Raw genomic sequence first — 12,847 nt, 5'->3', positions numbered from 1 at the left:
CGAGACATGAAAAACCGTTGCATCTCTTGCCGTCGCTTTTCTCTGTCCAGACTCCGGCGACCCAGCTCCTCGGGTCATAAGCCAGCCCAGCTGCGCGGCGGGACGCCACTTCGCTGGTCCGTCTTATGCCTTTCAGAGCTTAACGGGTGCCGTCGCTTTTCTCTATTATCTCCAAACACTGGTAACAATGTTGGTCTGGTTGCGGTCAGGTCCGACCGAGAAGATGGAAATTTGAACGCCTGTCAATTGCGAGATGCGCTCCAGGTAATGGCGCGCGTTTTCCGGCAATTCATCAAGTGATTTGCAGCTTGTTACATCTTCCGTCCAGCCTGGAAGTTCTTCGTAGACCGGCTCACAATCCGCAAGCATGCGAAGGTTCGCCGGGTATTCTGTAATCAGCTCGCCCTGATAGCGGTAAGCCGTACAGATTTTCACCGTATCAAGCCCCGTCAACACGTCGATCGAGTTCACTGTCAAATCCGTCAACCCGCTGACACGGCGTGCGTGGCGTACAACAACGCTGTCAAACCACCCGATGCGGCGCGGACGGCCTGTTGTGGTGCCGTATTCCTTGCCGACTGTGCGGATCTGATCACCGATATCATCAAACAATTCTGTCGGGAAAGGTCCGTCACCCACTCGGGATGTATAAGCTTTGCAGACACCGATGACGTGCGAAATCATCGTAGGGCCCACGCCCGCTCCGATGGTGACACCGCCGGCAACCGGGTTGGACGACGTAACAAACGGGTATGTCCCCTGGTCGATATCGAGCATAACGCCTTGTGCGCCTTCAAACAATACGCGGCGGCCTTCGTCAAATGCATCATTCAATACTTTTGAAGTATCTGTTACGTATTTGGCAATTTCCTGGCCGTATTGATAGTATTCTTCCATGATTTCCTCGACAGTAAAACCTTCTGTTTCGTAGAATTTCTCGAACAGGCGGTTTTTCTCTTTCAAGTTCATGCGAAGTTTTTCCTCGAATACGACATGATCCAGCAGATCTGCCATCCGGATTCCGACACGCGCGGCTTTGTCCATATAAGCCGGTCCGATGCCTTTGCCTGTTGTGCCGATTTTGTTGGCGCCGCGGCGCGCTTCTTCGACTTCATCCTGCTTGATGTGGTAAGGCAGAAGAACGTGCGCACGGTTGGAAATACGCAGGTTTTCAGTAGTCACTCCCCGTTCGTGCAGGCCTTTCAATTCTTTTACCAATGCTTTCGGATCCACGACCATGCCGTTGCCGATCACTGATACTTTATCTTTATAGAATATTCCTGATGGAATCAAGTGCAATTTGTATGTTTCTCCGCCAAAAATGATTGTGTGCCCGGCGTTATTTCCGCCCTGATAGCGTGCAATCACTTCTGCGTGCTCGGATAGAAAATCCGTGATTTTCCCTTTTCCTTCGTCTCCCCATTGCGTTCCTACTACTACGACTGATGTCATTGTCCGCACCTCCGACAGGCTTGCGCCCTTGTTTCAAACAGTGTTCATTGTACCAATGAAAGCCGCTTTCGTCAATCCGAAATCAAAGAAAACACGAACGCAAAATGTGTTTCCACATTTGAACGTTCGTGTTTAGAAGTCGCCGCCGGATTCGTGCTGGCTCCAGTCAATCGTGACGAATTTGTTGTATTCTTTTACGAAAGCCAATTTCACCGTACCGGTCGGGCCGTTACGCTGTTTGGCGACGATGATTTCAATCATGTTCTGGTCTTCGGTTTCTTTGTCGTAATAATCTTCACGGTACAGGAACGAAACAATGTCGGCATCCTGCTCAATACTTCCGGATTCACGAAGATCCGACATCATCGGCCGTTTGTCCTGCCGCTGCTCGACTCCACGGGACAACTGCGAAAGTGCGATGACCGGAACTTCAAGTTCACGGGCAAGCCCTTTCAGGGAACGGGAAATATCCGATACTTCCTGCTGGCGGTTTTCACCGGATTTGCCGGTTCCGGCGATCAACTGAAGATAATCGATCATGATCATGCCGAGGCCGTATTCCTGTTTCAACCGACGGCATTTCGCGCGGATATCGTTGACCCGGATGCCCGGTGTATCATCGATGAAAATACCGGCATTCGACAAACTGCCCATGGCCATCGTCAGCTTACGCCAATCTTCATTCTGCAAAGCACCGGTACGCAGCACCTGCGCATCGATATTGCCTTCCGCACAGAGCATACGCATGACGAGCTGCTCCGCGCCCATTTCCAGGCTGAAGATGGCGACGTTCTCATCCGTCTTTGTGGCTACGTTCTGCGCTACATTCAACGCAAACGCGGTCTTACCGACAGAAGGCCGTGCAGCAACGATGATGAGGTCGTTGCGCTGAAACCCGGCCGTTATCTTATCGAGGTCCCGGAAACCCGTAGGAATGCCTGTTACATCCCCTTTGCGGGTATGCAGCAATTCGATGTTGTCATAAGTTTTCACCAACACGTCTTTGATGTGAATAAAGTCTCCGGCGTTTTTACGGCTGGATACTTCCATCATTTTCTTTTCCGCTTCCGCGAGCAATTCTTCCACTTCGTCCTCGCGGGTAAAGCCGTCTTCCACAATGGAAGTCGCCACGCGGATCAGGCGGCGCAGCAACCCTTTTTCTTCTACGATATGGGCGTAATGGCCGACGTTCGCGGCGGTCGGAACCGCATTGGCGATTTCCGTCAGGTACGACAGCCCGCCGACATCTTCCAATTCCTTTTTAGCGGAAAGCTCTTCCGTGACAGTCACCACATCAATCGCTTTTCCACGATCCGATAAATTGATCATTGTCTGGAAGATTTTTTGGTGCGCGATGCGGTAGAAATCTTCCGGCATGACAATTTCCGCGACCGAAATCAGGGATTGCGGTTCCAAGAATATGGCACCAAGAACCGATTGCTCGGCCTCCTGGTTATGCGGAGGGACACGATCCATTATTTCGTTCATCGGCCCATCTCCTTATGCTTCTTCTGTTACATGAACTTTGAGCGTCGCTGTTACATCGTGGTGCAATTTCACCGGTATATTTGTGTAGCCGAGTGCACGAATGGCATCATCCAATTCCATTTTGCGCTTGTCCAGTTTGATACCGTGTGTTTTTTCAAGCTCTTTGGCAACCTGTTTTGTCGTGATGGAGCCGAACAAACGGCCGCCTTCACCGGATTTCGCTGTCAGCTCGATTGTCAGGCTTTCCAGCTCTTCTTTTAACTTCTGCGCTTCCGCCAATTCATGGGCAGACTCTTTTGCCTCTTTGTTCTTCTGGCCGGCCAATTGGCTGATTGCTGCCTGATCGGCTTCTTTCGCCAAATTGTTCTTCAGCAGGAAGTTGTGTGCATAGCCGTCCGCCACGTTTTTGATTTCGCCTTTTTTGCCTTTGCCTTTTACGTCTTTCAGGAATATAACTTTCATTCTGTTTGCTCCCCCTCATAAATTTCTGAAATTGTTTCCTTTAAACTCATGATTGCTTCTTCGATTGTCGCGTCCGGCATTTGCGTTGCCGCATTCGTCAAATGGCCGCCGCCTCCGAGATTTTCCATGATAACCTGGACATTCACTTCTCCGAGTGACCGTGCCGAAATGCCGATGCCGCCTTCATTCCGCTCCGCTATAACAAACGATGCGTTGACGTCTTTCATCGTCAGCAGGATATCCGCTGTCTGTGCGATTAGCACCGGGCTGTAAACACGATCCGGCTGGCCATGGGCAATCACAATGCCATTATTGACAAATTCCACTGTTTCCACAATCTTTGCGCGTTCGAGATATGTGTCCATGTCTTCTTTCAACAGCCGCTGCACAAGCACGGTGTCTGCCCCATTTGCGCGAAGGTAGGATGCGGCTTCGAACGTACGGGCTCCTGTCCGCAGTGTGAAACTTTTCGTATCCACGATAATTCCCGCAAGCATCGCTGTCGCTTCAAGCATCGACAACTTCTCATGCTTCGGCTGGTACTCGATCAATTCCGTGACCAGTTCAGCTGTGGACGATGCATAAGGTTCCATATAAACAAGCATTGTATTGGTGATGAATTCTTCGCCCCTGCGGTGGTGGTCGATCAATACGACCCTTTCCATCCGCTGAAGCAGCCGTTCTTCGATGACCATTGACGGTTTATGGGTATCCACTACAACCAGCAGGGAATTTTCCGTCATATCGGCCAGTGCTTCTTCCGGCGTAATAAACTGCTCGAAAAGATCAGCATCTTTTTCGATTTCTTCCATCAGACGGCTGACACTGCGGTCGTATTCATCAAAGTCGAGGACGATGCGTGCTTTGACTTTGTTCATCGCTGCCATTTTGGCAACACCGACGGCCGCTCCGATCGAATCCATGTCCGGCATCTTGTGCCCCATGATAAAGACCTGATCGCTTTCCTGAATAAGATCGCGCAACGCGTGGGAGATGACTCTCGCCCGCACCCGTGTGCGTTTTTCGACCGGATTGGTTTTGCCGCCGTAAAATTTCACTTTTCCGCTCGGATGCTTGATGGCCACCTGGTCGCCACCGCGGCCAAGGACCAGATCGAGCCCCGATTGCGCCATGCTGCCGAGTTCAACAAGCGATGTTGAACCGGCACCCACACCGATGCTCAAAGTCAGCGCCAGATTATCCTTCGCCGTCACTTCGCGGATATCATCCAGGATGGCAAATTTTGAAGTCTCCAGCTGTTTCAGAATTGATTCATTGAACACCGCCATGAAACGGTCTGATGAAACCCGTTTGACGAATATCCCGTACGTCGCTCCCCAATCATTGACGAGGGAAGTGACCAGGCTGTTCAAATTGCTGCGCGTCTGGTCATCCATGCCCTGGGCCAATTCATCATAATTATCGATGAACAGGACCCCGATGACAGTTCGGTCCGCATAATACAATGTCTCAATTTCCATTTGCTCCGTAATGTCGAACAAATAGAACAGGCGGTCGTCCGCCTTATAATAGACCCGGTATTTGCGGTTTCCCAGCGTGACCGTCAAATCCCGGATTTCTTCCGATTTCACCAATGTGTGGAAATCATCCGACAGGCTGTAGATCGATTCGCCGATCAGCGTATCGTATTCAAGGACCGAGCTGATGTAAGGATTTGCCCATTCAATTTTAAACTCTTCATCTGCCAATAAAATACCGATCGGCATTTCAAGCAATGCCTCTTCCCCGACTTTTTTCATCCGGTAGGAAAGGGTCTCAATGCGTCTCTCGTTGGCTTCATATGTCCTTTTTTCGATCAGCCATGTAAATGCAAAAACGGCAGCGAAAAGAAAAAAGAATATGCCTGCGACCAATTCCGATATAAATGCAATCAGAATTGATGCGACCAGCCCCAATATCAGCAATGCCAATAACGGGTACCTCAACTTCCTTTTCCTAAAAAAAGCCGACATTCATTTCAGCTCCTTATTTTCCTTTAAAATCATGTGCCTTTTTGACCCAGCCCCGGATATCGAATCCAAGGTCCACGATTCCAACGATTATTGTAAATGCCTGTAATGGCAGTGCCAGAACAGTGACGAGGACCGTCACCCATTTCGGCCAGCCTTCCTGCTTAATGTAGAAATGATAAAAAGAGATTCCCTGCAGGAACAAAAGCATCTGTAAAAGCATTGTCGCATTCATGAACGCCAAATAGACAATAGTTCCCTGTTCCAGATCTGACAGCAACGAAATAAGTAATACGATTAAATAATTACCATAATACAGATTTCGGCAATTTCATATCAGCAAATGGCGGGAATTTCGGGACCGCTATGCCGAAGCGTTTCAAAATCGGCAAATTGATCAACAGGTGGATCCAGACAACCACAAAAACCGATAAAACGATCAACGTTGGCATCATGGTTTCCATTGTCATCAGCATGTCGCTGACTGTTTCATTGTATTCTTCTATTTGCTCTTCCGTTCCGCCCAGCCGCTCCATCCAATTTCCGCCATTCGTGAAAGTGGCTTTGGAAGCTGTGATGTATTCTTCAATGACGTTGATGCCAAACAGCCAGATTGTTGCCAGATACTGCAGCATGACCGACAGCAACATAACAATGGAAGAGCCGATGAACATATACAATTTGCTTTTTTTGTAATGGATTGAATATCCAATCATCAAACCGAAAGGAATGTAAAGAAGCGCTATCGGCACTGCTAAAATCCCGCCGATAATAAAGCTCAGGAAGAGCGCAGCTGCTGAAAACAGCACTGACGGCTTCCAGGGATAGTTAGCGCTGTACCAGGCAATTGGCAGGACCAGAAAAAACATCGTGATTACACTAAAAATTGGAATGTATACAGAAACGGCCAGCAATACAGTAAAAACGGCCGCCATCAATGCACCATTCGTTATTTGCCTTGTTCGTTGATTTTGCATGAAGCTGTAATTCCCCTTCTTTCGGGTTTATTTCATCCTTCCAATTGTAACACGATTGCAGAACCTGAACAAAAAAGGGTGAACCGGGTATAGAAGCGAGATGGGTGTGCCTGTTCATATATAAATGAGAATGTTTCTACTATATAATCGATATTCCGCAAAACAGCTCGCTTGCCTGGGGACTCGTCCTGAGCTAACTCGGGCTCGTTCCACTTCGCCCAAGTGGATCTCAGCACTTCGCTTGCTCCCCTGGGCGTCTTCGCTGTTTTGCTCCATATCTCAGAATGTCTTCTATATAAGAATTAACTTTTAAGTTTTTTAAGAAAGAAACACCAAGTTCTAAACAAAACTAGAATGAAGCGTCCACCTAGAGCGAAATGATTAGAGCAGAGTATTGTTTTCGACAAACAAAAAAAGACCGGTTTCCCGGTCTTTTTGAAATCGTTATTGTCCAGACTCCAGCGCCCAGATTCTTGGGTCATAAGCCAACCCAGCTGCGTGGCAAAAACCGCCACTTCGCTGGTCCGTCTTATGCCCGGCGAATCTACACGGGCGCTTTCGCATTTCTTTATTATCTTTCTTCCGCAACAAACGGAATAAGTGCCATGATACGAGCGCGTTTGATAGCGATTGTCAACTTACGTTGCCATTTAGCGCTAGTGCCTGTAACACGACGTGGCAAGATTTTTCCTCTTTCAGAAATGAATTTCTTCAACAGGTCAGTATCTTTATAGTCGATGTGCGTGATGTTGTTTGACGTAAAATAACAAACCTTTTTACGCTTTTTGCCTCCGCGACGTGGTGCCATATCGAATTACCTCCTTTTTGCTTAGATTTTAAGCCCTGTGGCCAGTCTTTCTTAGAACGGTAAATCGTCATCCGATACTTCGATCGGTCCGCTTCCGCTTGAGAATGGATCCTGGTCTACACGGGTACGATTATTTTGCTGACTTGGCTGACTTGTCGGTTGGTTCTGCTGATAGGATGGCTGTTGCCCTTGTGAACGGTCTGAATTGGAATTAGCACTTTTCGGTTCAAGGAATTGAACACTGTCCGCCACCACTTCAGTCGTATAAACACGTTTTCCATCCTGTCCCTCGTAACTGCCTGTCTGGATGCGGCCTTCAACACCTGCCAAACTCCCTTTTTTCAGGAAATTTGCTGTGTTTTCAGCTTGTTTGCGCCAAACGGTACAGTTGATAAAATCCGCTTCCTTTTCACCTTGTGCGTTGGAGAATGTCCGGTTTACAGCCAGTGTAAAACGTGTCACCGCCGCACCACTTGGTGTGTAGCGAAGATCTGGATCTTTTGTCAGCCTTCCGACTAAAACAACTCGGTTAATCATTAGAATTCAACCTCCTTTAAGTCAAAAATATTTGTAGTTCCATATGGCGCTTACGCGTCTTTGCGTACAGCGATATGGCGAATGATGTCTTCGTTAATGTTCGCAAGACGTGTAAATTCGTTGATAGCTTCAGAGCCAGAGTTAATTTTAACGATCTGGTAGAAACCTTCACGCAAATCGTTGATCTCGTAAGCTAAACGACGTTTACCCCATTCTTTCGACTCGATGATTTCAGCACCGTTAGAAGTAAGGACTTCGCTAAAACGCTCAACTAGAGCTTTTTTCGCTTCCTCTTCAATTGCAGGCTGAATAATGTACATTAGTTCATACTCTCTCATCGTGTTGTCACCTCCTTATGGACTTGGGCCCTACTGATTTCAGCGGGCAAGGAGCAAGCAATTAAAAATATTACTCACATCACTGTATTGTATCACAATCGCACATGGGCTGCAACTGTCATTTCAACCGGCAAATCGGCTATACTTTCTTTATATATAAAGGATATTTTATCCGCAGTAATTGTTCCATTTTTCTGCCGCTTACCGACTTTCATCCAAAAGGAAGTGAACCGATGCAACCTTCATCCATCATCGAATTAAAACTGGAAGAAATCGCGCCAAAAATGCTGTGGATCAATATCTGGCTGCTGGTCGCTTTTGCTGCGGCCTACCATCTGTTCGTCGAGCCTTTGGCATACGGTTTTTCTTTATGGGGCATCGTCTATTTTATCGTCGGTTATATTGTATTGATCATCTTGCACGAGCTTTTTCACTTGATCGGCTTTGTGATTTTCGGGAAAGTACCCGTTTCTTCCCTGACTTACGGCATGGAATTGTCAAAAGGCTATGCGTATGCCACAAGCAGCGCCCCTCTTCAAAACAAGAGGATGCGCAAAGTGCTGCTGCTTCCATTTTGGACGACTGCGGTCATCCCGACCATCATCGGTTTCTGGATTCAGGATCAGGTTCTGGTGCTGCTCGGTGCGATGCTCGCGGCCGGAGCCGCCGGAGATTTCCTGATGTACGGAAAATTGCGCAAAGAAAAAAACGAAGCGTGGATTCTTGATGATCCCTCACAGCCCCGTCTTCATGTATACGATGAATATCCAAATCCCGAAGAATAGCTGCGTCCGTGACGCGCTGATTTTTCGGGATTTTTCTTTTATTTATTGTCCAGACTCCAACGGCCAACTCCTCGAGTCGTAAGCCACCCCAGCTGCCGTGGCAAAGAACGCCACTCTGCTGGTTTGCCTTACGCTTGTCGGAGCTAAACGGCCGTTTCCGCTTTTCTACTGTCCAGACTCCAGTGGCCCAGCTCTTCGGGTCATAAGGCGGTTCAGTGTCTAGTCTCCAGCGCCTAGCTCTTCGGGATATAAGTCGCCCCAGTTACGTGGCAAAGGAAGCCACTACACTGGTTCGCCTTATACCTGTCAGAGCTGAACAGGCACTTCCGCTTTTCTGGACTATGCGGCAAAGAACGCCACTCCGCTGGTCCGTCTTATGCTTTTCGGAGCTAAGCGGGTGCCGTCGCTTTTCTTAAGCGAAAACTATTTCCCAATTACCGCTTGGCATCTTCGCTTTCAGCAAGCTTTTATCTTTTGCCAGGTAAACCGTGGCTTCCAGAACTTCGCCGTTCACTTCCACAGGAATCACCGATTTCTCATAAAGATCGGTTGCTTCATCTCCTGTACAATCTTCAAGGAAATCGAGTGCCGGCCACAGTACTTCAGGGATGTCATAAACTTCCCCGTGGATTTGATCTGTTCCTTCCAGGTTCATCGCCGGATAGCCCAATCCCGTATCGTAAAGTGAGCCGGTTGCGATTGCCTTTTCGGCTTTCAAGGAAGCCTCTTCCATATAGAAATGGTATTTCCCGCCTGTCTTCAACGTTCCGTATACAAATAACAGCATATTTTTACCCTCCCAAATTAAAAACCGGATGCAAATAGGCATCCGGTTTGGTTTATATTCCTGACTCGGTCCGTCGCCCTGGTTATTCTTGAATTGTATCCATGGCAACATCCCGCGTCTTATACGTTAAATCTGAACAACATGACATCGCCGTCTTTGACAAGGTATTCCTTGCCTTCCTGGCGAACTTTCCCAGCTTCTTTTGCAGCAGCCATTGAACCGGCTTCCACCAGCTCATCATACGCCACCGTTTCTGCACGGATAAACCCACGCTCGAAATCAGAGTGGATAATGCCGGCACACTGTGGTGCTTTCATCCCTTTTTTGAATGTCCATGCACGAACTTCCTGCACGCCGGCAGTAAAGTATGTAGCAAGTCCAAGCAAATTGTACGAGGCTTTGACCAATTGATCCAAGCCCGATTCTTTAATGCCCAGTTCTTCAAGGAACATTTCTTTTTCCTCATCGTCCAACTCGGCCATTTCTTCCTCGATTTTCGCACATACCACAATGACATCCGAATTATCTTCGGAAGCGTATTTTCGTACTTCCTGCACGTACGGATTATTCTCCGCTTCCGCAATTTCATCTTCGGCCACATTGGCAACATAAAGCATAGGCTTTAGCGTCAATAAATTCAAGTTTTTTGCAATGCGCATCTCATCTTCCGTAAAATCGATGGACCGGGCAAGCTTTCCTTCTTCAAATGCTTCGCGCAATTTCATCAGAACCGGCTCTTCCGCAACCGCATCCTTATCTTTTTGTTTCACAAGTTTTGCGGCGCGGGCAATTCTCTTTTCGATGCTTTCCATATCAGCCAGGATCAACTCAAGGTTGATCACTTCGATATCGGAAATCGGATCCACATTCCCGGAGACGTGGGTGATGTTGTCATCTTTGAAACAACGCACGACCTGGCAGATGGCATCCACTTCACGAATGTGTGAAAGGAATTTATTTCCAAGACCTTCACCTTTGCTGGCTCCTTTAACGATGCCGGCAATATCCGTGAATTCAAAAGCTGTCGGTATGGTCTTTTTCGGTTGGACCAATTCAGTCAGTTTGTTCAAGCGCTCATCAGGAACTTCTACAATTCCGACGTTTGGATCTATTGTACAGAACGGGTAGTTTGCCGCTTCCGCGCCCGCTTTGGTTATTGCGTTAAATAATGTGGATTTCCCTACGTTTGGTAATCCTACAATCCCTGCAGTTAATGCCAAAGGATTCACGACCTTTCTTTTTTGAAAAACAATTTATTTTTATACAACCACTCTATTATAGGAACAGAACACCGAAATGTCCATTAATCATTCCGCTTCCGCTTTCACGAGAACTTTTTTCATTTTCTTATTGAATTCAATTCTCGGGATCATGACACTGTGCTGGCATCCTTCGCATTTGATGCGGATATCTGCACCCATCCGGATGATTTTCCACGCATTCGCGCCGCAGGGATGGCCTTTTTTCATTTCGACGATATCATTCAACCCGAACTCTTTCATTTCCATCGCCCATTCTCCTTCCTTATCAACCGATCCTAAAAATCCGCTCTACTCAATCTTCACTTCTTGGCAATTGCCGTAGAATTCGAAGCCTCCGGCGAACGCTGCACCATTACCATGCGCGGATACGGAATTTCCACGCCGCGTTGATCAAGGAATTCCTTCAAATCACGGCGCATGCTTCTGGCAATGGCAAAATGCTGCATCGGCAGGGTTTCAGCCGTAATGCGCATGACCACTTCGGTCGTCGTCAAATTCTGGACGCCGAGGAGTTCCGCGGGCTTGATGATTTGTTCGTAGCGATTCTGCAAAGTATCAAGAAATTCAACGATCAGGTTTTCCACTTTTGCGATATCCGATTCGTAGGAAATATTGACATCCACCACCGCAATCGAATTGTGGATTGAAAAATTGACGACATCTGTTATGGTGCCGTTCGGAAAGATGAATAATTCACCCGTCCATGCCTTTACTTTCGTCGTCCGCAACCCGATTTCTTCCACTGTTCCTTCGGCCAATCCTATCCGCACATAATCGCCGACAGAAAATTGGTCTTCAAAAATGATGAAGAATCCGGTGATGATATCCCGCACCAGATTCTGTGCGCCAAAGCCGATGGCCAGGCCCAGTACTCCGGCACCGGCAATCAACCCGGTGATATCGATTGTAAAAGCAGACAAAACCGCAATGATGGCAACAAAATAAACAACATACGCAACGACGTTTTCAAGTAATTTCGATAAAGTCTGCTGGCGCCGCTGATTGTACTTCAAAGGGCCCCGGATCTTTACCGAAAAAGTTTTCCGAATTATGACTCTGGTGACGATTACTATGATGTAGGCGGCAGCTGTAATCAGAATCACTTTCAAAAAAATCCAGCCTAACCCTACCCACATCTTCTCATCCGTCATCATTTCAAAGGCTGTCTGATACAGACTTTCTATGGTCATTATTGCTTCACTTCCTTATGGCATTAAATTGAATTGATAAATCACCGTGACAGCCATTGCAACAACCAATATACCCGGCAATAAATTCGCCACTCTTATCTTTGTAATGCCCATCAGGTTCAAGCCGATTGCCACAATCATTACGCCACCGGTGGCCGACATTTCCGAGATGAACATATCGAGTGCCGCTTCAGGAATGATCAGGCTTATTTGCGTGGCAAACAGCGCAATCAAACCCTGGTAAACAAAAACCGGTGCAGCGGATAATAGCACTCCGATGCCAAGTGTGGAAGCCAAAATAATTGAAGTGAACCCGTCAATGATGCCTTTGGAAATCAGAACTCCGTGTTCATTGCTGAGACCGCTTTCCAAAGCGCCGATCACTCCCATTGCCCCAATGACGAATATCAGAGTGGCTGTGACGAATCCTTGAGCGATACTGCCCTTGCTTTCTTTCGCGCCCAATTTAACTTCGATCCAATGGCCAAAATGATTGAGTTTTTTATCGAGATCCGCCCATTCACCGAGGACCGTTCCGAGCACCAGACTGATGATGACAATCACGAAATTCTGGCTTTCGAATCCCATTTGCAGTCCGAGCACCACCACGGCAAGTCCGATGGCATACATCACTGTTTCTTTCATCCTGTCAGGGATATTCCGAAGCGCTCTGCCGATAAGGGTTCCCGCAATTATTAATAACGCATTTATCAATGTTCCCAAGAGAACCATTTATCCAGCTCCTTCCCACGCCTAAACCGATTGGCCGATTGCAACATTCAATACACAGT

15 protein-coding genes are annotated in these 12,847 nt (G+C 47.6%); 1 reads left to right on the top strand and 14 read right to left on the bottom strand.

The window, feature by feature from the left end; all coding sequences use genetic code 11:
* Positions 1-165 precede the first annotated feature (165 nt).
* The 9 genes from DIJ65_RS11465 to rpsF all read right to left on the bottom strand — a co-directional run bounded on the left by DIJ65_RS11465 (position 166) and on the right by rpsF (position 8,032).
* Positions 166-1,452: an adenylosuccinate synthase gene (locus DIJ65_RS11465; RefSeq protein WP_117302364.1), complete on the bottom strand. Its 1,287-nt coding sequence runs from the start codon at positions 1,450-1,452 to the stop codon at positions 166-168.
* 132 nt (positions 1,453-1,584) lie between these two features.
* A complete protein-coding gene (gene dnaB / locus DIJ65_RS11460) occupies positions 1,585-2,940 on the bottom strand; it encodes a replicative DNA helicase (protein WP_117302362.1) in 1,356 nt (451 codons plus the stop codon).
* Between the two features lie 12 nt (positions 2,941-2,952).
* Positions 2,953-3,402 carry a 50S ribosomal protein L9 gene (gene rplI, locus DIJ65_RS11455; RefSeq protein ID WP_117302360.1) on the bottom strand — a complete coding sequence of 150 codons (450 nt, stop codon included), beginning with the start codon at positions 3,400-3,402 and terminating at the stop codon, positions 2,953-2,955.
* Entirely contained in the window at positions 3,399-5,375 is a 1,977-nt protein-coding gene (locus tag DIJ65_RS11450; protein WP_117302358.1) for a DHH family phosphoesterase, read from the bottom strand. The genes rplI and DIJ65_RS11450 overlap by 4 nt, the downstream gene beginning before the upstream one ends.
* Positions 5,376-5,388: 13 nt before the next feature.
* Positions 5,389-5,616, bottom strand: coding sequence for a DUF2232 domain-containing protein (locus tag DIJ65_RS16580; protein WP_260678702.1), 228 nt, complete (start codon positions 5,614-5,616; stop codon positions 5,389-5,391).
* A gap of 61 nt (positions 5,617-5,677) precedes the next feature.
* Entirely contained in the window at positions 5,678-6,349 is a 672-nt protein-coding gene (locus tag DIJ65_RS11445) for a YybS family protein (protein ID WP_260678701.1), read from the bottom strand.
* Positions 6,350-6,920: 571 nt separating this feature from the next.
* Entirely contained in the window at positions 6,921-7,157 is a 237-nt protein-coding gene (gene rpsR / locus DIJ65_RS11440) for a 30S ribosomal protein S18 (RefSeq protein ID WP_084243442.1), read from the bottom strand.
* A gap of 51 nt (positions 7,158-7,208) precedes the next feature.
* Positions 7,209-7,694, bottom strand: coding sequence for a single-stranded DNA-binding protein (gene ssb / locus DIJ65_RS11435; RefSeq protein WP_117302355.1), 486 nt, complete (start codon positions 7,692-7,694; stop codon positions 7,209-7,211).
* A gap of 50 nt (positions 7,695-7,744) precedes the next feature.
* Entirely contained in the window at positions 7,745-8,032 is a 288-nt protein-coding gene (gene rpsF / locus DIJ65_RS11430; protein ID WP_117302353.1) for a 30S ribosomal protein S6, read from the bottom strand.
* A gap of 233 nt (positions 8,033-8,265) precedes the next feature.
* On the opposite strand from rpsF, the gene DIJ65_RS11425 reads away from it, so the two are divergent.
* The gene (locus tag DIJ65_RS11425; protein ID WP_117302351.1) at positions 8,266-8,817 is read left to right on the top strand and encodes a DUF3267 domain-containing protein; all 552 of its coding nucleotides are present in this window, start codon (positions 8,266-8,268) and stop codon (positions 8,815-8,817) included.
* Between the two features lie 412 nt (positions 8,818-9,229).
* On the opposite strand, the gene DIJ65_RS11420 is transcribed toward DIJ65_RS11425, so the two are convergent.
* The 5 genes from DIJ65_RS11420 to DIJ65_RS11400 all read right to left on the bottom strand — a co-directional run bounded on the left by DIJ65_RS11420 (position 9,230) and on the right by DIJ65_RS11400 (position 12,788).
* Positions 9,230-9,604 carry a gamma-glutamylcyclotransferase family protein gene (locus DIJ65_RS11420; protein ID WP_117302349.1) on the bottom strand — a complete coding sequence of 125 codons (375 nt, stop codon included), beginning with the start codon at positions 9,602-9,604 and terminating at the stop codon, positions 9,230-9,232.
* Positions 9,605-9,723: 119 nt separating this feature from the next.
* Positions 9,724-10,824: a redox-regulated ATPase YchF gene (gene ychF, locus DIJ65_RS11415; protein WP_117302400.1), complete on the bottom strand. Its 1,101-nt coding sequence runs from the start codon at positions 10,822-10,824 to the stop codon at positions 9,724-9,726.
* Positions 10,825-10,911: 87 nt separating this feature from the next.
* Positions 10,912-11,112, bottom strand: a complete 201-nt coding sequence (locus DIJ65_RS11410; RefSeq protein WP_117302347.1) for a DUF951 domain-containing protein — start codon at positions 11,110-11,112, stop codon at positions 10,912-10,914.
* A gap of 53 nt (positions 11,113-11,165) precedes the next feature.
* The gene (locus tag DIJ65_RS11405; RefSeq protein WP_117302345.1) at positions 11,166-12,056 is read right to left on the bottom strand and encodes a mechanosensitive ion channel family protein; all 891 of its coding nucleotides are present in this window, start codon (positions 12,054-12,056) and stop codon (positions 11,166-11,168) included.
* A gap of 15 nt (positions 12,057-12,071) precedes the next feature.
* Positions 12,072-12,788: a DUF554 domain-containing protein gene (locus DIJ65_RS11400; RefSeq protein ID WP_117302343.1), complete on the bottom strand. Its 717-nt coding sequence runs from the start codon at positions 12,786-12,788 to the stop codon at positions 12,072-12,074.
* Positions 12,789-12,847: the final 59 nt, after the last annotated feature.

This window comes from Planococcus salinarum (assembly GCF_007004625.1).
Taxonomy (GTDB): Bacteria; Bacillota; Bacilli; order Bacillales_A; family Planococcaceae; genus Planococcus; species Planococcus salinarum.
Note: the sequence above shows the minus strand (reverse complement) of the source record. Positions and strands in the feature narration are given on the sequence as shown.